Source organism: Bdellovibrio sp. HCB337 (genome assembly GCF_047302465.1).
Taxonomy (GTDB): Bacteria; Bdellovibrionota; Bdellovibrionia; order Bdellovibrionales; family Bdellovibrionaceae; genus JACMRP01.
Map to the genome: position 1 here is coordinate 44,895 of NZ_CP178621.1, position 19,601 is coordinate 64,495.

The window sequence follows — 19,601 nt, forward strand, 5'->3', positions numbered from 1 at the left end:
CAAAATTGGCCCTTTGCAAAGCCCTGATTCTGAGTCAAAATTAAAAAACGGAGATCCGGGAGTTCGAGTGAAAGAAACAAATATGCCTAGCTTTAAAAGTGCAAAATACACAGCCATCATTAGCGATCTGCACCTTTGTGAAGCGGAACCCGTAAATCCTAAATACCCGCTGTGGAAAAAGTTTAAGACTCGTCAATTTTTCTTCGACGACATCTTCACAACTTTTCTAAAAGAAATCGAAGCCAAAGCCAAAGGCGAAGCCGTTGAGTTAGTCCTCAATGGAGACATTTTCGATTTCGATAGTGTTCTAAAAATCCCTGACGAGCCTATTTTTAATGTCAGCCGCCTTGAAAAAAAACGTGGCCTGTATCCACGATCAGAACGTTCGTGTTTCAAAATCAAAGTGATTTTGGAAGACCATGCGATTTTTGTGAAAGCCCTACGCGAGTTTGTGCTTCGCGGGAATCGAGTCGTATTTGTAATAGGCAACCATGATTTAGAACTACATTTTCCAGACGTACAAAAAGAAATTCGCCACACTTTGGGCCTTAACGAAGCTCAGCAAGGGCAGGTTCGGTTTGTGGAATGGTTTTACATTTCAAACGAAGACACTTTGATTGAGCATGGGAATCAATATGACCCTTACTGTTTGTGTGAAGACCCCATTAACCCCTACGTGCAAGGTTACAATCACATTTCATTGAAACTGCCGTTCGGGAATATGGCCTGCCGATTTATCATGAATGGGCTGGGATTCTTTAACCCACACGTGGATTCGAATTACATCATGGGTTTGCGTGAATATATTACGATTTTCATGCGCTACATGGTTCGTGCTCAGCCATTCTTGGTTTTTACTTGGTTTTTTGGCTCGGTAGAAACGTTGATACAATCTTTTAAGGATCGATTAGCGGCCCCAATCCGTAATCCGCTAAAAATTGAAGAGCGGATTGAGCAGATTGCCTTGAAGGCGAATGCAGAACCTCGCATGGTGCGTGAGCTGAAAGAGCTTTTTGTTGCTCCGGCGGCAAGTAATCCCTTTTTGTTGGCTCGAGAGCTTTGGTTAGACCGAGCGTTTTTAATCGGTGTTGCCTTCTTTTTGATTTTTCAACTGATGCTTTTTATCCGCCAGGTCTATGATTTGTCTTTTTTCTGGGCATTTATTCCAATGTTTTTGTTGCTTCCATTCTTCTTATTCTACAGCAAATCGATCACCTCGATGGTATCGAGCTATAAAGAACCCAATGAACGAATCATGGCGATGACCAGCGCAATCACTCGAGTGAAGCGAATTATTTATGGTCATACCCATTCAGTCCGTCATGAGATGATCGGAGCTGTAGAGCATTTGAATTCAGGCTGTTGGTCACCGGCATTTTTAGATATTGAGTGCACAAAACCACTTGATCAAAAAACGTATATTTGGATTTCTCCTCAAGAAACCGGAGAAAGACAGGCCGAACTTTACAAATTTATCGATGGGCAATCCCAATTATTTATGTCGTCGGGCAGCCGATAGATAAAAAATGACGCAGTTATGCGCCGCGCGACAAATAAAATTTGTCAACAACCAGGCGCTATGCAAACCTCTTAATGTTTTAAAAGCGAAAACGGAGGCTAAGGACTATGTCAGAAGTACTAGTTGTAACTAGCAAGGTAAAAAAATTGATCAAGGAAAAAGGCGGAATGAACACTTCTGCTGAAACGATCGACGTTTTGAGCAAAGCGATTGAGCAACTCTGCTTGAAAGGTGTTGATAGCGCGAAAGCTGACGGTCGTAAAACCGTTATGGCTCGTGATATCGTTATCGATCATCTGTAGAAATTTGCCGCTTTTAATTAAGCACAAAAATTTCGAACTTTAAAAAGAAGCTCGCAAGGGCTTCTTTTTTTTTGTAACCGGACTTATGGAAAAAACGCAGCCCCCTGCAAAGATGATTTTGGCGAACCACCTTCTCAAAAGGCGTAGTCTGGCGGATGTCTATACCGCTTTTGAGTGCATTGATAGTGATCGGGTTCGTTTGCGTGAATTTCTGCCTTGGGTTGATGCCACCAAATCTGTCGATGACCAGCGCTGGTATGTCAACGAATGCATCAAGGATTGGGAAGCTGGAACCCTCTTTGACTACGGTATCTTTACACCCGACGACGAGTATGTAGGTAGTCTGGGGATCCATAACATTCGCTGGGAACATGATACTTGCGAACTAGGGTATTGGCTTCATAGCAAGCAAGAAGGAAAGGGATGTATCTCTTCCGGAGTTGCTGCTGTTGAAAAAATCCTTTTTGAAATGGGCTTTAACCGTATCGAGATTCGCTGTGATCCTCACAACAAGAAGTCAGGCGCCGTCCCGCAAAGAAATGGCTTTACCTTCGAGGGCACTCTTCGTCAGAACATGCTCTTTCGCGGCCAATACCGAGATACGGCCGTTTACGCAAAAATTAAGGCTGACTTAAAACGCTAATCGCGTAACCCAAAAAGATAGAACACAAAAGTCCGATGAAAAGAAACCATGCTAACATGCGACGGTTGAATTTATTTTTATCCGCGCGCGCACGAACCATAACATCTTCGCGATCGTCGGAATCAAGTTCTTTAGGAAAATCAGGAAGATCTGTCGGGAAACCCAGTTGCGCCAAGCGGTCAGCAACACGAGAAAGATCCTTTTTAGCCAAAGTGACATAGAAAATCTGTGCCAAATACTGTTCGTTGCGGAACTCAACTTGGTTGACGACATTCGAGAAGTCTACTGCCTTGAATTTCTTTTCGGCGTCCTCATCCTTTTGAATTTCAAATGGAATGTTTTTCAACTGAAGTTCGCGCACGAAAGAGTCGAGCTCTTGTGGAGTGAATGGACCGTACTGAACAGTTTTTTCAGACATAGCTACACCATACCTTGCAAGTCGTCCCAGGAAATAATTGTAACACCCAAGCTTTGAGCTTTCTCTACTTTAGAGCCGGGATCATCCCCAACAACCAAGAAATTTAGCTTCGAAGAAACGGACCCTAAGATTTTCCCGCCGTTCTTCTCAATAAAATCTTTGGCATCATCACGCTTTACCGGAAGTGTACCTGTAATTAAGAAGCTCATACCTGCAAGCTTACCAGTCGTCGATCTTTGTGGAGTTTGAACTTTCACACCTAATGATATGAGGTCATGAACTTCTTTGACCAATTTAGGATTGCTTGTCCACTCAAGGATCGCCTTCGCGACTTTGGGTCCGATTTCAGGAATTTGTAGAAGGTCTTCTTCGCCGGCCTTCAGGAAATTGTCGACAGTCACAAAATGATCTGCGACGTGTTTTGCTGTTTGCTCCCCTACGAAACGAATTCCAAGCCCAAAAATTAGACGCGCAAGAGTTGTATTCTTGCTGGTTTCAATACTCTTAATGATATTTTCTACCGATTTGTCACCCTGGCGATCCAACTCAAGCAAATCGTCTTTTTTCAAACGATAGAGGTCGCTAAATTTAGTAACTAGTTTTTCATCTACCAAAGTCTCGATCAAACGATCGCCAATTTTATCCAAGTTCATCGCACGACGAGCGACAAAGTGTTTGAGAGCTTCTTTGACGATCGCAATACAAAGTGGATTTGTACAACGAGTGACAACCTCACCCTCAAGCTTGTGCACTTTGGTTCCGCAAGCAGGACACTTGCTTGGAATTACAAAGGGCTCCGAGTGTTTTGGTCGTTTTGTAAGGATCACCTCAACAATTTCAGGAATCACATCGCCGGCTCTTTGAATGACAACAGTGTCGCCGACACGAATATCTTTGCGATCAATTTCTTCCTGATTGTGAAGAGTTGCATTGGTTACTGTAACACCACCAACACGCACAGGTTTCATAATGGCAACCGGAGTCAGCGCGCCCGTTCTTCCCACTTGAACCACAATGTTTTCCACAACAGTTTGGGATTGTTCAGGTTTAAATTTTGCAGCCGTTGCCCAGCGAGGGCTTCTGGCCACCAAACCTAAATCGTCTTGAACACGAAGAGAATTTGCTTTGATAACGATGCCATCAATATCAAATGGAAGCTGTGGCCGTTGTTTTTCAATAAAGTGGTAGTAGTCGATGGCGTCAGAGGCATCTTTGCAAACACGAACGGCATCGGCTTTCTGCGCTTGGGCTGTCGGAAGCCCTACGCTTTCAAAATATTTTCCGATATCAGCCTGGCTTTTAAAATCAACACCACTGACCGCCCCTAGGGCGTACGCAAAAAACTTGAGAGGTCTTGAACTCGCGATTTTTGAATCTAACTGACGAACGGTGCCAGCTGCCGCGTTGCGGGGGTTTGCAAAAGTTTGCTGACCGTTTTCTTGCTGAACTTCATTGAGTTTTGCAAAGTCGGCCTTAAACATCAAGACTTCTCCACGAACTTCTAGAAGCTCTGGTGGTTTAGCAGTTTTGAGCTTTAGTGGAATACTTTTGATGGTACGGATGTTTTGAGTCACGTCTTCGCCGACGCTTCCGTCGCCGCGAGTGATAGCTCGAACTAAAGAACCATTTTCATAGACAAGTTCCATGGACAGTCCATCAAACTTAGGCTCTGCGAAGTATTCGATGTCCTTATCTGTTTTTAAGAACTTCTTTACGCGTTCGTCAAACTCTGAAATGTCCTCTGGAGAATAACTATTTGCCAAAGAAAGCATTGGCAAGCGATGCGCCACTTTCTCGAAAGCCCCAAGCGGCGCTCCGCCCACGCGCTGAGAAGGAGAGTCACTAAGATCAAGCCCGGACTCCGTTTTCTCGATTTTAAGTAATTCCGTGTAAAGCTGGTCGTATTCAAAGTCCGTTATGACGGGCTTATCGAGAACGTGATAATTATAATCGTGCTCGGAAAGGATCTTTTTTAGCTCTTCGTGGCGTTTTTTCGACATGTCGTCTTTTACCACGGCCTATTTGACTGGAAAAGAGATGTTGAGGTACGTTAAATGTCTTATACTCCCCTAAGGAGATCCCCAAATGATTGATAAAAAAACCATTGAGCACATTGCGAAATTGGCCCGCCTTGAAATCACTGAACAAGAAGCTAATGAATACAGCCAACAGCTTGGCAAAGCGCTGAATCACTTCGAACAAATCTCGAAAATAAATACCCAGGGGATCGAGCCTTTATTTACTCCGACCGAAATCGAAGAGTTTTGGCGTGAAGATGTGGCAAAACAAGAATTCACACCTGAAGACATGACAAGCAATGCGCCTGCGAAAGCCGGCAACCTGTTTAAAGTTCCACCGGTAGTATAGAGGTAACAAATATGGATTTATCACAAGCCTCGATCGTTGAAATCACCGAAGCAGTAAAAACAAAAAAAGTAAGTGCCAAAGAAGTGACGACTCACTTCATGAAGCGGGCGGAAACGCTGAATCCAAAACTAAATGCGTATACAAGCTTCAATCCAAACGCTGCAAAAGACGCTGAAGCCATCGATGCCCGTATTTCCAAGGGCGAGGATGTTGGGGTTTTGGCAGGCGTGCCTTTCGGTATTAAAGAAATGTTTTGCACAAAGGGCCTTGTTACGAACGCTGGTTCTAAAATGTTACAAAACTTTGTTTCTCCTTACGATGCGACCGTGATTGAACGCCTCAAAAAAGCGGGCATTGTCATCACCGGCAAGTTGAATCAGGACGAGTTCGCGATGGGCTCTTCTAATGAAACGTCTTTCTATGGAAATGTTAAAAATCCCTGGAATTTAGAATGTGTGCCTGGGGGGTCTTCCGGAGGATCTGCGGCGGCGCAGGCTGCTCGCATGTGTGCCGGAACTTTGGGAACTGATACCGGCGGATCCATCCGCCAACCGGCAAGCTTTTGCGGAATCGTTGGCGTGAAACCAACTTACGGACGCGTGAGCCGTTATGGAATCGTTGCGTACGCATCTTCTTTGGATCAAGCGGGTCCTATGGTGAGCACAGTGAAAGATGCAGCACTAACAATGGAAGTGATCAGCGGTCACGACGAGCGCGATGCAACTACCAGCCAAAGAAAAGTTCCACAATGGAGCAAAGATCTTTCCGCAAATGTGAAAGGTTTAAAAATTGGTTTGATCAAAGAATACATGCAAGGCGGCCTCCACGCGGATGTGCAAAAAACTGTGGATCAAGCGGTGAGCACTTTGAAATCCATGGGGGCCGAAATCGTTGAAGTCTCTGTGCCGATGTCAGAGTTCGCAGTTCCTGTTTATTATTTGGTTGCAGCTAGTGAGGCGTCCAGTAACTTAGCTCGTTACGATGGAGTTAAGTATGGTTACCGGGCAGAATTTAAAAATCTATCTTCGGTAGATCTTGCAGATTTCTATGGCAAAACTCGCGGAGAAGGCTTCGGTAAGGAAGTTAAACGCAGAATCATGCTAGGAACCTATTGTTTATCGAGTGGTTACTATGATGCCTACTACAACAAAGCCGGCCAAGTCCGTCGCATGATCATGAATCAATACAAAGAAGCCTTTACAAAATGTGATGTGATCTTAAGCCCCGTCACGACTTCGCCCGCGTTCAAAATTGGCGAGCGAGTTGCGGATCCTCTTACGATGTACCTCAACGACATCTTCACGACCTCGACAAACCTGGCAGGATTACCGGGCATGAGTGTTCCATTTGGAATGTCAGAGGATGGTTTGCCAGTTGGTGTGCAATTAACGGGTGCGCACTTTGATGAACAGCGAATGCTGAACGTCGCGTATGCACTTGAGGGTGCATCGATGGTGAAGGGAAAAACTCCAAATGTATAGAGGTTATGAAGCCGTCATCGGTATTGAAATTCACGTTCAGCTAAACACCAATAGCAAAATATTCTGCGCGGACTCCACTCAGTTCAATGCGGCTGACAATGAAAACACGTCCCCGGTCAGCGTGGGTATGCCAGGCACTTTACCTGTCATCAATAAACGCGCGGTCGAGTTCGCAGTTAAAACGGGCTTAGCACTAGGCTGTAACATTCGCAGAAAATCTGTTTTTGCTCGAAAAAACTATTTCTATCCGGATTTGCCAAAGGGCTATCAAATTTCTCAGTACGATCAGCCGATTTGTGAAAATGGCACCATCACCTTTAAGGTGGGTGAAAACAGTAAAACCGTAAGTATTACGCGTGCCCATTTGGAAGAGGATGCTGGAAAGTCCACTCATCAGGGTGACTTCACAATGATTAACTACAATCGCTCTGGAATACCGCTGCTTGAAGTCGTCACGGGACCCGACATGAGCACTCCGCAAGAGGCTGCCGAGTACGGAAGAACCATTCGTCAAATCGTTCGTTATCTTGGCGTGTGTGATGGAAACTTGGAAGAGGGCTCCATGCGCTGCGATTGCAACGTCAGCGTTCGCAAAGTTGGAGATCCTAAACTTGGAACCCGTACAGAATTAAAAAATATCAACTCGTTCCGTTTTGTCGAAAAAGCGATCGAGTATGAAATTGAGCGCCAAATTGATCTGGTCGAAAGAGGCGAAAAAGTAATTCAGGAAACCCGCCTTTGGGACCCAGACAAAAATAAAACTTTCACAATGAGAAGCAAAGAAGACGCTCAAGACTATCGCTATTTCCCGGACCCGGATTTGCTGCCTGTCGTTGTTAGCGAAGACTTGATTTCAAAATTGAAATCTGAACTGCCTGAACTGCCGTTGGCAAGAAAAGCACGATTTGTATCGGCACACGGTTTGCCTGAATACGATGCGGAAGTTTTGACGAATGAAATTGACCTAGCAAATTACTATGAAGAGACCGCGAAAGTTTGTGGCAACTACAAAGGTGCTTCAAACTGGATTATGACGGAGCTTCTTCGTGAGCTGAATGACAACCGCTTGGAAATTACGGCGTCTCCGATTAAACCTGCACAATTGGGGCAATTGATCGCCTTGATTGATAAAGGCACAATCTCAGGAAAAATTGCAAAGACAGTGTTTTCAGAGATGTGGAAGACCGGCAAAGACCCAGAAGCTGTCGTGAAAGAAAAAGGCCTTGTGCAAGTTTCTGACCCAGCAGCGATTGAAAAACTTGTAGATGAGGTTTTAGCAGCGAATGCTCAGCAGGTCGAAGATCATAAGTCCGGGAAGAAGAAAAATCTTTTTGGCTTCTTCGTGGGTGCGGTTATGAAAGCCTCTAAAGGCCAAGCGAATCCCGATCTTGTTAACCAAATTCTGCAAAAGAAACTGAACGGATAAAATATGAAAGTCGCAGCTCTTGACCTTGGATCGAATTCTTTTCTCTGTCTCATTGTCGAAGGCGACAAATCTGGGATCAAGAAGGTGCTTTCAGATCAAGTCAAAGTTGTCCGCTTGGGCCAAGGAGTCGATAAAACCGGCTCTTTCCATCCGGATGCTTTAAAACGTGCGAAAGAGTGTCTGACAGAATTTAAAAAAGAGATTGATCGGCACAACGTAGATCGTATTTTGGCTATGGCAACTTCTGCGGCGAGAGACGCCAAGAATGGTTCCGAGCTATTTAAGATTGGCGAAGACATTGGGATTCCAATTGAAATTATTCCGGGCTCAGATGAAGCACGAATCACCTTTGCAGGATCCACCGAAGGAAACCTCAAGGGTGACGAAAATGTCATCGTGATAGACGTTGGTGGCGGCTCGACGGAATTTATCGTCGGCAATAGATCCAAACTGCATTTTGCAAAAAGCCTGGATGTAGGCTGTGTAAGAATGACGGAAAAGTTTATTACTGCACAGCCGCTATCAGAAAGTGAAAAACAGGCTGTGGAAAACTCAGTGGACATAGCCTTAGACAGTATTCTTTCTGAAGTTCAAAAGTATCCAGCGACGGATGTCTTGGCCGTTGCAGGAACACCATCGGCAATTGCCGCGGCTGAAATCGGTAAATTCGATGCGGAAAAGGTTCACGGTTTTATCTTGGACCAAGGCAAACTACAAAAGTGGTGCGATATTCTTGCAAGCACTTCGGTCCAGGAAAAAATTGAAAAGTACAAAATAGAATCCGGTCGTGCTGATGTTCTATTTGTAGGTGCTACGATCCTTCATCGCTTTCTACTAAAAATGAACAAACCTGCTATGAAGGTCTCTATTAAAGGAGTGCGCTATGGTGTCGCATTGGAAGTTCTTCGTCGTTAGTTTGTGTTTTCTATTTGCGGGCTCCATTGCCAGCGCAAAAGATGTTACTTTTGAAAAAGAGAAAATTACCCTCAACGGTAAAACCCTTACCGTAGAAATCGCCGAATCACCCGCGCAACACGAGCACGGTTTGATGTTCAGAAAAAATATGGCCAAAGATGAGGGCATGCTTTTTATTTTTAAGACGGAAGACTACCGATATTTTTGGATGAAGAACACCTACATAGACCTAAGTATTGGCTACTTTGATAAAGATAAAACGCTTGTCGACATCCAGGAGATGCGTGCGACAAGCGCGCTCGAGACTAGACCTCCGTCATACCCAAGTGCAAAGCCTGCAATGTACGCACTAGAGATGAATAAAGAGTGGTTCAAAAAAAATAACGTAAAAATCGGCCACAAATTTAGTTTTTCAAGCCGCCGACAATAGTCTAGATGCCTTCGGCCTTTAACTAGGTCTGTCCATAAATTATTTGCAAGGCATCAATCTTATGCTTAAATCGTAATAGGTTATATTGAAACAGAATGTTTCAGCGAACTAATCAAGGATGAATAATATGTTGAAAAAACTTGTTGTACTTCTCGCGTGCTTTGGAGCGATTCAACTATCAAGTTGTACGTCAAAAGACTCTAAAGAAGATGGCGGCGACGAAATCGCCATTGATGCAGCAGCCGAATCTGCTGAAGTCGAGAAAGTAGAAGGCGAACAAAGTCTTGATATCGCGGCAGAAGATTCTTCTGCGTCTCTCTCTGGCGATGCTCTTCCTGAAGATGCTCTTGGCGAAGCTCCACCAACGGATGCTCCACCAGTTGCTGATGCGCCAATGATGGATGCTCCACCTACTGATGTTGCGGCAAGCGAACCTCCACCTGTTGAAGAAACTCTTCCACCAGATGCTTTAGGTGATGCTGGGTCGACTGTTGAAACGGCTCCGCCTGTTGTTGAAAACACAGAGCCAGTTCAAGAGACTTCATCCGCAACTACAGAAGTTGCTGAAGCTCCCAAAGAATCAAAACCAATGCCATCTTATCGTAAAGTTGAAACAGCTCCATGGAAAGAAGGCGGCAAAGTTCTTAACACAGTTTACGTAGCACGTGATGGTGATAGCTGGGCAAGTGTTAGCCAAATGATCTATGGATCAGAAAAAGTTTCTGATCTTAAGAAAATGAATCCTGCTATTAAAGGTCGTAAGATGAAAGTCGGCGATAAGGTGTATTACAACTCACCTCACCGTCCTGACGATGAAACTAAGGTTTTAACTTATTACGAAGATAGCGGAATTGCGCCGGAAGTTTACATCGCGAAAGCTGGCGATACTGCCAAGAGCGTAGCTAAAGAACTTTTCGGTTCTGAGCAAGGTTGGAAAGAGCTTTACGCAACCAACGATTTTGAATCTAAAGGAAAGTTGGATGAAGGTACGCAGATTAAGTACTGGAGAACTGCAGCAGCTGTAACAAAACCAGCTGAAGTTGCAGCGGCTCAGCCTGCGGAAATGGCGCCTCCTGCTCCACCAGCAGATATGCCGCCACCTCCAACTGCTGATATGCCACCACCACCTCCACCAGCAGACATGGCTCCGCCTCCACCTCCACCAGATATGGCATCAAACGAGATGGCTCCGCCACCTCCACCGCCTCCACCTGTCGAAGCAGTAGCTCCACCTCCGCCACCACCAATGGACATGGCGAAGAAAAACATGGGTGATGCTGGTGCTCCGATGGAAGAAGATCAGATGACGACTTTGGCTGCGGGCGCTGTTGTCGCAGTAGGTTTGGCACTTTTCATGATTATGAGAAGACGTCGTAAGAAAGAACTTGAGCAAGCAATCCAAGATACTCAAGTTGGTTAGTTAGATACCGGCAAACAAAAAAGAAAAAGGGTCCTCCAGGGACCCTTTTTTATTTCTCTGATTCGGATTCAGAGTTGTCTAAGATACTTTTTTAAAGATCTTGTCCAGTACGTCGCGACGACCATCACGGTTGTTTTCTACAAAATAAATAAGGTCATCAACGATTTGAACGTCACGGTTGTTCGCCGGGGCAAACTTGATTCCGCAACCTAATGAATTGCTCCAGATAACATTGGCAGCAATCTTTCTTTCGCGGCCGCTAACTACGAAGCGCAAATACAGTTTTTCGTTCGCACGGAAAGTTTCCCCATGAAACTCAATGAACGCACCAGAAATACTAATGTTCTTCAGAGTCCCCTTTGACTCCTCACGAGCATAATTTCTTTTAAATCCGACCTCTAAATAGAGAGGCGTGCGTGGTGCCGGGAGCTTGTTAGTGTCCACAGTCATCTCCTTTGGTATTTCCTAGGCTAAGTATGTGTATTTAATATCGGTTTTTACTTTAAAAAACTGAAGTGGTTGGCGAAAAAGCTGATTCTGAGGTTTGGAGCGTCTCAACTTGAATGTTTCAATATGAAACTATCCCGTTGAAAAGACTCAGAAAAACACAAACTAATTGAAGGGTTGCGCGTTCCAGAACGAGGCTGTGGACAAAATCAGGCTTCGGATTTTCGATTGACAAAACTGGACCCCTTCGCCAAATTGAAGGGGAACTCAAGCAATAGACCCGCACATCACACCTGAGAGCTGGTCTCATTTAGAATCTCAACCAAAAATCCATTCTATTTTAAAACTATCTTATCAAAGTACAAAATCTGAATTCGAATACTAAGGAGTAATGTTTGTCAGAACCAAAAGATTCGCAAAATCCTGAGGTGGTAAAAAAACGCCCCACTCGCGGTAAACCAAAAGCAGAACCAGCAGTTGAAGCTGCAGCTCAAGAAGCAGCACCCGAGACACCGGCAGCCCCAGTAGAAGCACCTCGTAGCGAGGCCCCAGCCCCAGCCGCAGAACAAACAGCGGCTCCTCCACAAAGAGAAAATACCGAAAGACAATATGACAATCGCGACCGTGATAATCGCGATAACCGCGGTGGCGGTGGTGGCGGCGGACATCGTCGTTTTGACAATCGCGATAAGCGTGATAACCGCGATAATCGTGACAATCGTGGTGGTGGCGGTGGCCAAAGACATCAGCACAGTGGCGGACAACGCCGTGATAATTTCCAAAAGTATGACAATCGTGATCGTGGACCAGGTCGTGGCCAGCAAGGTGATGATTACGGACCACAACAAGATGAATCAGCAGCAAATTCTCAAAACCTTGATGCCGAACTTGCAGATATCAATCTGACGGACGAGGAAAAAAGCTGGCTCAACTCTAAAGATCTAAAATCTAAAAACATCCAACAGCTCACTGAACTTGCATTGAAATTGAAAATCGAAAATGCGGCCGGTATGCGCCGTCAGGACATGATTTTCGAAATCTTAAAGCGTGCAGCTCGCCTTGGTCAGGACATTTATGGATCTGGCGTTCTTGAAATCCTTCCAGATGGATACGGTTTCTTGCGTTCTCCAGATTACAACTATCTTCCGGGTCCGGATGATATTTACGTAAGTCCATCTCAAATCCGTCGCTTCGGCTTGAGAACTGGTGACACTGTTACAGGAACTGTTCGTCCACCAAAAGATGGCGAAAGATATTTCGCACTTCTTAAAGTCGACAGCCTGAACTTCGAAACGACTGAAAAAGGTAAAGATAAAATCCTTTTCGACAACTTGACGCCTCTATATCCAAATGAGCGCTTGAAGCTTGAGCACAATCCAGGCGACTACACGACTCGTGTTGTAGACTTGATGGCTCCGCTTGGAAAAGGTCAACGTGCATTGATCGTGGCACCGCCAAGAACTGGTAAAACAGTTTTGATGCAAAATATCGCAAACGCGATCACGGCTAACCACCCTGAAGTGAAACTTATCGTTCTATTGATCGATGAGCGCCCGGAAGAGGTGACAGACATGCAAAGAACCGTGAAGGGCGAAGTGATCTCATCTACTTTCGATGAGCCACCAACTCGTCACGTTCAAGTTGCAGAAATGGTTATCGAGAAAGCAAAACGTCTGGTTGAACACAAACACGACGTTGTGATCCTTCTTGATTCTATCACGCGTCTTGCTCGCGCTTACAATACAGTGGTTCCGCCATCTGGTAAGATCTTGTCGGGCGGTGTGGATTCAAATGCTCTTCACAAACCAAAACGTTTCTTCGGTGCTGCCCGCAATATCGAAGAAGGTGGTTCTTTGACAATCATCGCAACGGCACTTGTGGATACAGGTTCTCGTATGGATGAGGTTATCTTCGAAGAATTTAAAGGTACTGGTAATGCCGAGATCCACTTGGATCGTAAGCTTATGGAAAAACGTATCTTCCCGTGCATGGACATCAACAAATCCGGCACTCGTAAGGAAGACTTGCTGATCGACAAAGGTGATTTGAACCGTTTGTGGATCCTCCGCAAGGTTTTGGCTCCGATGAACGTGATCGATGCGATGGAATTCCTCCTCGATAAAGTTCAGGGAACGAAAACAAATACAGACTTCCTGAAGGCAATGTCAGGTAACTAAGAAAAAAGCCGCCCACAAGGCGGCTTTTTTTATGTCTAACGAGCAAATCTTTGCAATTGCAACTCGACAGAACCCGGCCGGTGAAACTCTTGCGGCGGGTGCTGAGGGGAAATGTGTTTCATCAATTTTGGAATCGTCAGAAAAACGGCAAAAAAATGCCAAGCAGTCATACGTCCTCCGAAGGGGCATAAGATTGTTAAATTCGGCGAATCAGTTGTGATGAATTGTGTTTTAGAAGGCGGGGCTGGAGACTGACAAAGCTAACAGAGGGCTGTTCATACTAGGGCTCCTAATTCTCGTTGATGGTTGAAAATTTTCTAGAAGCAAAAATGAGTCCAAGTTTGTTTGGCTGTTTATTTGAGTTTGAGATGCCAAAAGCTCCAACCTGGAACCAAAACCAGCATCCAAATTGGAACCTGTGCGACGAAAAAAACAAATGCCTGCCACCGCCCCACGATTCAAGAGGAAAAAAATATTCCTAAGAGCGTCTTTTCAAGGAGATCTTCTATGGAATTGTCCACGGAAACCCATCGTCACGAAGAAAAGGTCGAAGTAAAAAGTTTCGATCGACCGCGGGAAATACGAAATTTTCCTAACGGGCATTTAGAGCTTATTGAAGTTTACGGCAGAGTAATTGGTCGTGTGACACTGGAACCTGGTTGGAAGTGGTCCGAGTCTGTCCAGCCGATTGCCAAAACCAAGAGCTGTGAAGCGGCCCACTTTCAGTATCACGTTGCGGGCGTCTTAATGGTAAAGATGGATAACGGCGAAACTTATCAATGCCGTCCGGGGGATATTTCTGTGTTGCCACCGGGCCATGATGCCTGGGTGGTTGGCGACGAACCTGTAGTGATCGTGGACTTCCAAGGCATGGTAGACTACGCAAAGTCTCCTTAGGGTTTGGTAATGCTGAAGCTTTCTAAGCCGTACTTTTTTGTGATTTCAAAATAAGAGGACGTCTTTTTAAAGGCTTCAAAGACTTTTGCAAATTTTTGAGCGTTCTCTCGGCCCTTTGTTGTTTTGGCAAAAGCAATATAAGCATTGCTGGAGGCAAAAGGAGTTTTGATCATCGTCAGCTGTTTGGAAAGCTCGGGATGAGTTCTGGAAATACTTCTTAAGGCGTAAACATGAGCCAAACCGAGATCAAATCTGTTTTCTGAAAGCATTTTAAAAAGCTGTTCATAGTTTTTGGCAGTTTTATCCACCTTCTGATGAGGATAGTAGCGGGTCATAAAGTCATCAGTCACATCACCTTGAATGATTCCGATCGTGAATTTAGCTAAAGGCTCAAGACCGCCACCGGTGTACCGCAGCTCCTTTTTTCTTTTGGCCTGGATAAAAAACACACCGACAGGATGATGAAGAATATTGTCTTCTAAAAGAACCAGGTCTTTTTCCTCTTTGCCGGGAGTTGTGATGAAATAAGAAATGGCATCGGCCTCACGTTTTTCCAACGCAGATTTTGCCCGGGGCCAGGGAATGGCGAGCCACTCTACCTGCCAGCCCAATTTTTTGGTAATGGAGGTGATGATGTCGATGTGGTAACCCGTCCACCGCCCATTTTCTCTGTATTCAAAGGGGTAGTTGTCAGAATCCTCAACCACCACAACGAACTTTTGAGAGGGCTCTGCGGTAGCGACTATGGGCAGAAACTGCCAAAATAACCACAGAAAACACCAGGTTAATTTTCTCATAAGGTATGCAGAAATAGCGTATCCTCAAGTGAGGGTCTATAATTTTACATAAAAAACAAGATAAGTGCTCGATAAACCTATATTTTTTCAATATATGTAAACGCTTAAAAAATTAGCGATTTCTGATAGACAGGCATGGCCCCCTATGTTACAAAATCGAACCTTACGACCAATAATATTCAATGTTTAGAAGGAATTAGGTCATGAAAAAAGATCTTCATCCAAAAATTAATACTGTTGTTTTCAAAGATATCTCTTGTGATTACAGCTTCTTGGGCACAACAACTATGCACTCTTCTGAGACTGTTAAATGGGAAGATGGCAAAGAATATCCAATGATCAAAGTTGAGATCTCTTCTGAGTCTCATCCATTCTACACTGGCAAACAACGTGTAATGGATACTGAAGGCCGTATCGATCGTTTCAAAAAGAAATACGGAAAAAAATAAATACCCATACCTCCACATATTGCTGGAGGACTATTGCGTAGCAATGCGGTCCCTAAAGAGGCCGCATTTGTTTTTTCTGGGCACCATTCTATTGATTTGATCACACTCGAGGCATGAAAGATGTTTTCAAAACTTGCTGAAGTCGAATCCCGTTACGAGCAGGTAAATCTCCAACTGCAAAGGCCCGATATTGCCTCTGATCAGAAGCAATACCGCGCTTACATGAAAGAGTTGGCAGATCTTGAGAAAATCGTTTTGGTTTATCGTGACTACAAAACGAAATCCGCAAACCTCAAAGCCAGTAAAGAGTTGATGACGGCTGAAACCGACAATGAAATGCGTGAGCTCATCCGTGAAGAAATCAAAGAGCTAGAAGCAGCGATTCCATCATTGGAAGATCAGCTTAAGATTCTTCTTATTCCGAAAGATCCAAACGACGATAAAAATATCATTCTCGAGGTCCGCGCGGGCGCTGGGGGCGATGAGGCATCTTTGTTTGCCGACGAGCTTTTCCGTGCTTACGTTCATTATGCTGGGACCCAAGGTTGGAAAGTAGAAATGCTTTCTTTCTCGGAAGGTAACGTTGGTGGCGCAAAAGAGGTTATCGCGAGCGTTTCTGGAGCCTCTGTTTTCAGTAAATTGAAATTTGAATCTGGCGTTCACCGTGTTCAGCGCGTTCCTAAAACGGAAGCCGCTGGTCGTATCCACACTTCGACAGTGACGGTGGCAGTAATTCCTGAAGTTGAAATTGGCGACATCAAAGTGAATATGAATGACCTCCAGTTCGAAACTATGCGTTCGCAAGGTTCGGGCGGTCAGTCAGTCAACAGAACTGAATCTGCAGTTCGTGTTGTCCATATTCCGACCGGTCTTGACGTGAAATGCCAAGAGGGCAAGTCACAATCTTCAAATCGTGAGCGTGCAATTCAGATCCTTTACGCAAAATTGCAACAAATCGAAGACGAGAAGAATCGTAAGCAAGCTTCTGATGCGCGTTTAGAGCAAATCGGAACTGGCGATCGTTCTGAGCGTATTCGTACATACAACTTTCCGCAAACCCGCATCACAGACCACCGTATCGGCCTGACGATCCATCAATTGGATTCAGTCATGGGCGGTTCTTTTGAGTTGCTGATTGACCCACTCGTTGCTAACTTTCAAGCAGAGGCATTAAAACAACAAACCTCTGCAGGGTAATGAAACTAAAAGAAGTTCTGGATAAAACCATTCAGTTTTTCAAAGATAAGAACATCGAGTCTGCACGTCTTGATGCTGAACTTCTTTTGGCTCATGGTCTGAAACTTCAACGTATACAACTTTACTTAAAATTTGATCAGCCATTGAGTGATGTCGAGCTTGCGACTTGTCGCGATCTAGTTCGTCGTCGCGTTCAGGGTGAACCTGTGGCGTACATTCTTGGGACCAAAGAGTTCTTTGGTTATAACTTTCAAGTGAACTCCGCAGTGCTAATTCCTCGCCCCGAGACCGAACATATTATTGAGGAAGTCATGAAGTGGTCCCCGAACGAAAATGGGGAATACGCGATCGTTGATTTGGGAACGGGCTCTGGTTGCATCGGCCTCACGCTTCTTAAAAAACTTCCTCAAGCAAAGCTTGTGGCTGTGGATATGTCTGAAAAGGCACTTGAAGTTGCGAAAGCGAATGCAGCGGCATTAGAAGTTGCGGACCGCGTTCAATTTGTTTTAAGCGATGCTGGCGACACGGACCGCGTTTTGGCGGCGGTGAAGGATTTTATGGGAACACCTAAAATCGATATTCTTGTTTCGAACCCGCCGTACATTGCAGCCGATGATAAAGATGTTGAAGAAAATGTGAAAAAATTCGAACCAGAAAGCGCTCTCTTCGCCCCAGAAAATGGGTTAAAGTTTCTGGTCGATTGGTCCAAGAAGTATGCACCCTTCTTAAACCCTGAAGCTATTATGCTGATGGAAATGGGAATGAGTCAGGGACCAGCGATGAAAAAATCCTATGAGAGCTTAGGGGTTTTTCAAACAGTAGATATCATCAAGGACCTTGCAGGTTTAGATAGAGTCATCAGAGGAGTTAAAAATGGATAAAATGCTCGTTTCAGGCGGCGCCACACTTAATGGTACAGTGGCAACAAGTGGTGCAAAGAATGCGGCTCTTCCGATTCTATTTTCTACTCTTTTAGCGGAAGGCGAACACGTTTTCAGAAACGTACCGCAGTTGAAAGATATTGAATCTACAGCAGCACTTCTTGAGAGCTTGGGTTGCGAGACTCGTCGTGATGGCGATACTTTCCGCGTGAAAGTGAACAAGCTTCAATCTATCGAAGCTCACTATGATCTTGTTCGTAAAATGAGAGCCAGCATTTTGTGCTTAGGCCCAATTCTTACAAAATACGGTGAAGCAGTAGTTTCTATGCCGGGTGGTTGCGCGATTGGAACTCGTCCAATTGATTTGCACTTAGAAGGCATGAAGGCCTTGGGCGCTGAAATCACTTTGAAAGAAGGTTACGTTCACGCAGGCGCAAAACGCTTAAAAGGCGGAACAATCCTTTTTGAAACGTGCACAGTGGGTGGAACTGAAAACGTCATGATGGCGGCCACTCTTGCTCAAGGTAAAACGATTTTGGAAAACGCCGCGAAAGAACCAGAGATCGTCGATCTTGCAGAATACCTCAACAAGATGGGTGCAAAGATCACAGGTCATGGCACAAGCATCATTACGATCGAAGGCGTCGATAAGCTGACTCCGGCAGAACACACTATCATGGCAGATCGTATCGAAGCCGGCACTTTGTTGATTGCTGGTGCGATCACAAAAGGCGAAGTCACTGTCGAGAAGTGCGTTCCTCAACACTTGGAAGCTTTAGTTTTGAAAATGCGCGAAGCTGGATTCAAGATTGAGCAAGGTAAAAACTCACTCACCGTCTTTAAAGCGAACACTTGGGAAGCTGTTGACGTTACGACCGCTCCTCACCCGCTTTTCCCGACGGATCTACAGGCACAATTCATGGCTTTGATGACGGTGGCTCATGGCACAAGCGTTATCAGTGAAACTATCTTTGAAAATCGTTTCATGCACGTTCAAGAATTAATTCGTTTAGGCGCAGACATCACTCCGAAAACCCGCGTGGCAGTTGTTCGCGGAAGACCTGATGGATTGACAGCAGCTCCGGTGATGGCAACGGATCTTCGTGCGAGTGCTTCTTTGGTGCTTGCAGGCTTGGTTGCTAAAGGTGACACCACTGTCGGTCGTATCTATCACTTGGATCGTGGTTACGAAAACCTCGAGTCGAAACTTCAAGGCCTTGGCGCGAAAATCAAGCGCGTCGAGTAAGAGCGTCTTTTTTTAAATCAGATTTCAATCGGCACTGTACTGAAAAGTATGGTGCTTTTTTTTTGGGTTTCATTCAGAAATTTTGGGCAAAAAAAAGCCCCGTCGGGAGGGGTCCGTTCGAGGCTTTGAAGGGATAAAAAAAATGTCCCAGTCCGGAGGGGGTGGACTGAGACACTCATGGTATTGGAGCTATTTATTCACTCCACGATTACCGATACTTAGCATTTTCAACGCTCTGTCCTTGCCACCAGCACCAGGGAGGGGGTCCACGGAACGTGGTGGTCTAATAATAGGGCCATTGCGTTGTTTAGGCTCAACAATAAAACCAGGAATTCTAGATTCGGCACGAGACACAGCAGAGATTGCAAGAACTGCCAAGATGTAGATTGCTATGAGTGTGTTTCGAATCATTGATTAACTCCCAGTGATATTTCTCTTAAGCAACGGCCGTGCCAACGTTTTAGACAGTTCAGAACGAATTTATTTTGATTTAGGACGAAAAAGCTCTCGATAAATACTCAGAAGGTAATTCCATAATGGGTTTGGTGATTCCAATTTGGGACTAAAGTCGAAGGACTTTTGTAGAGAC

The 19,601-nt window shown here is 45.0% G+C and carries 21 protein-coding genes; 15 read left to right on the forward strand and 6 right to left on the reverse strand.

Features of this window, described 5'->3' with window-relative positions:
• Positions 1–67: 67 nt before the first annotated feature.
• The 3 genes from ACLWBB_RS00240 to ACLWBB_RS00250 all read left to right on the forward strand — a co-directional run bounded on the left by ACLWBB_RS00240 (position 68) and on the right by ACLWBB_RS00250 (position 2,464).
• The gene (locus tag ACLWBB_RS00240; RefSeq protein ID WP_413289532.1) at positions 68–1,519 is read left to right on the forward strand and encodes a metallophosphoesterase; all 1,452 of its coding nucleotides are present in this window, start codon (positions 68–70) and stop codon (positions 1,517–1,519) included.
• A gap of 107 nt (positions 1,520–1,626) precedes the next feature.
• Positions 1,627–1,821 (forward strand): hypothetical protein, encoded by a 195-nt coding sequence (locus tag ACLWBB_RS00245; protein WP_413289533.1) that lies wholly within the window; start codon positions 1,627–1,629, stop codon positions 1,819–1,821.
• Between the two features lie 85 nt (positions 1,822–1,906).
• Positions 1,907–2,464, forward strand: a complete 558-nt coding sequence (locus ACLWBB_RS00250; RefSeq protein ID WP_413289534.1) for a GNAT family N-acetyltransferase — start codon at positions 1,907–1,909, stop codon at positions 2,462–2,464.
• Here the strand turns inward: ACLWBB_RS00250 and ACLWBB_RS00255 are convergent.
• Complete coding sequence (locus ACLWBB_RS00255; RefSeq protein WP_413289535.1) at positions 2,442–2,882, reverse strand: hypothetical protein; 441 nt, start codon at positions 2,880–2,882, stop codon at positions 2,442–2,444. The two genes, ACLWBB_RS00250 and ACLWBB_RS00255, sit on opposite strands and share 23 nt — an antisense overlap.
• A gap of 2 nt (positions 2,883–2,884) precedes the next feature.
• The gene (ligA, locus tag ACLWBB_RS00260) at positions 2,885–4,882 is read right to left on the reverse strand and encodes an NAD-dependent DNA ligase LigA (RefSeq protein WP_413289536.1); all 1,998 of its coding nucleotides are present in this window, start codon (positions 4,880–4,882) and stop codon (positions 2,885–2,887) included.
• Between the two features lie 85 nt (positions 4,883–4,967).
• Here ligA and gatC point away from each other — a divergent pair, with 85 nt between their 5' ends.
• The 6 genes from gatC (at position 4,968) to ACLWBB_RS00290 (ending at position 10,921) form a co-directional block, all read left to right on the forward strand.
• Positions 4,968–5,249, forward strand: coding sequence for an Asp-tRNA(Asn)/Glu-tRNA(Gln) amidotransferase subunit GatC (gene gatC / locus ACLWBB_RS00265; RefSeq protein ID WP_413289537.1), 282 nt, complete (start codon positions 4,968–4,970; stop codon positions 5,247–5,249).
• Positions 5,250–5,260: 11 nt separating this feature from the next.
• Positions 5,261–6,730, forward strand: coding sequence for an Asp-tRNA(Asn)/Glu-tRNA(Gln) amidotransferase subunit GatA (gene gatA, locus ACLWBB_RS00270; RefSeq protein ID WP_413289538.1), 1,470 nt, complete (start codon positions 5,261–5,263; stop codon positions 6,728–6,730).
• The gene (gene gatB / locus ACLWBB_RS00275; RefSeq protein WP_413289539.1) at positions 6,723–8,156 is read left to right on the forward strand and encodes an Asp-tRNA(Asn)/Glu-tRNA(Gln) amidotransferase subunit GatB; all 1,434 of its coding nucleotides are present in this window, start codon (positions 6,723–6,725) and stop codon (positions 8,154–8,156) included. Before gatA ends, gatB begins: the two co-directional genes overlap by 8 nt.
• A gap of 3 nt (positions 8,157–8,159) precedes the next feature.
• Positions 8,160–9,071 carry a Ppx/GppA family phosphatase gene (locus ACLWBB_RS00280; protein ID WP_413289540.1) on the forward strand — a complete coding sequence of 304 codons (912 nt, stop codon included), beginning with the start codon at positions 8,160–8,162 and terminating at the stop codon, positions 9,069–9,071.
• A complete protein-coding gene (locus ACLWBB_RS00285; protein ID WP_413289541.1) occupies positions 9,040–9,501 on the forward strand; it encodes a DUF192 domain-containing protein in 462 nt (153 codons plus the stop codon). The genes ACLWBB_RS00280 and ACLWBB_RS00285 overlap by 32 nt, the downstream gene beginning before the upstream one ends.
• 127 nt (positions 9,502–9,628) lie before the next feature.
• Positions 9,629–10,921, forward strand: a complete 1,293-nt coding sequence (locus ACLWBB_RS00290; protein WP_413289542.1) for a hypothetical protein — start codon at positions 9,629–9,631, stop codon at positions 10,919–10,921.
• 78 nt (positions 10,922–10,999) lie between these two features.
• On the opposite strand, the gene ACLWBB_RS00295 is transcribed toward ACLWBB_RS00290, so the two are convergent.
• Positions 11,000–11,365 carry a PilZ domain-containing protein gene (locus tag ACLWBB_RS00295; RefSeq protein WP_413289543.1) on the reverse strand — a complete coding sequence of 122 codons (366 nt, stop codon included), beginning with the start codon at positions 11,363–11,365 and terminating at the stop codon, positions 11,000–11,002.
• A gap of 431 nt (positions 11,366–11,796) precedes the next feature.
• Here ACLWBB_RS00295 and rho point away from each other — a divergent pair, with 431 nt between their 5' ends.
• Positions 11,797–13,545, forward strand: a complete 1,749-nt coding sequence (gene rho, locus ACLWBB_RS00300; protein ID WP_413291630.1) for a transcription termination factor Rho — start codon at positions 11,797–11,799, stop codon at positions 13,543–13,545.
• A gap of 35 nt (positions 13,546–13,580) precedes the next feature.
• Here rho and ACLWBB_RS00305 read toward each other — a convergent pair whose 3' ends face one another.
• Positions 13,581–13,715, reverse strand: coding sequence for a hypothetical protein (locus ACLWBB_RS00305; RefSeq protein WP_413289544.1), 135 nt, complete (start codon positions 13,713–13,715; stop codon positions 13,581–13,583).
• Positions 13,716–14,052: 337 nt separating this feature from the next.
• On the opposite strand from ACLWBB_RS00305, the gene ACLWBB_RS00310 reads away from it, so the two are divergent.
• The gene (locus ACLWBB_RS00310) at positions 14,053–14,442 is read left to right on the forward strand and encodes a cupin domain-containing protein (protein ID WP_413289545.1); all 390 of its coding nucleotides are present in this window, start codon (positions 14,053–14,055) and stop codon (positions 14,440–14,442) included.
• Here ACLWBB_RS00310 and ACLWBB_RS00315 read toward each other — a convergent pair.
• Positions 14,439–15,239, reverse strand: a complete 801-nt coding sequence (locus ACLWBB_RS00315) for a substrate-binding periplasmic protein (RefSeq protein ID WP_413289546.1) — start codon at positions 15,237–15,239, stop codon at positions 14,439–14,441. The genes ACLWBB_RS00310 and ACLWBB_RS00315 overlap by 4 nt on opposite strands.
• A gap of 203 nt (positions 15,240–15,442) precedes the next feature.
• Here ACLWBB_RS00315 and ACLWBB_RS00320 point away from each other — a divergent pair, with 203 nt between their 5' ends.
• From ACLWBB_RS00320 to murA, 4 genes are all read left to right on the forward strand, one after another.
• Complete coding sequence (locus ACLWBB_RS00320; RefSeq protein ID WP_413289547.1) at positions 15,443–15,688, forward strand: type B 50S ribosomal protein L31; 246 nt, start codon at positions 15,443–15,445, stop codon at positions 15,686–15,688.
• Between the two features lie 120 nt (positions 15,689–15,808).
• Entirely contained in the window at positions 15,809–16,885 is a 1,077-nt protein-coding gene (gene prfA / locus ACLWBB_RS00325; protein ID WP_413289548.1) for a peptide chain release factor 1, read from the forward strand.
• Positions 16,885–17,766, forward strand: a complete 882-nt coding sequence (gene prmC / locus ACLWBB_RS00330; protein ID WP_413289549.1) for a peptide chain release factor N(5)-glutamine methyltransferase — start codon at positions 16,885–16,887, stop codon at positions 17,764–17,766. Before prfA ends, prmC begins: the two co-directional genes overlap by 1 nt.
• Positions 17,759–19,012: a UDP-N-acetylglucosamine 1-carboxyvinyltransferase gene (gene murA / locus ACLWBB_RS00335; protein ID WP_413289550.1), complete on the forward strand. Its 1,254-nt coding sequence runs from the start codon at positions 17,759–17,761 to the stop codon at positions 19,010–19,012. The genes prmC and murA overlap by 8 nt, the downstream gene beginning before the upstream one ends.
• Positions 19,013–19,201: 189 nt before the next feature.
• Here the strand turns inward: murA and ACLWBB_RS00340 are convergent, their stop codons facing one another.
• Complete coding sequence (locus tag ACLWBB_RS00340; protein ID WP_413289551.1) at positions 19,202–19,423, reverse strand: hypothetical protein; 222 nt, start codon at positions 19,421–19,423, stop codon at positions 19,202–19,204.
• Positions 19,424–19,601 lie beyond the last annotated feature (178 nt).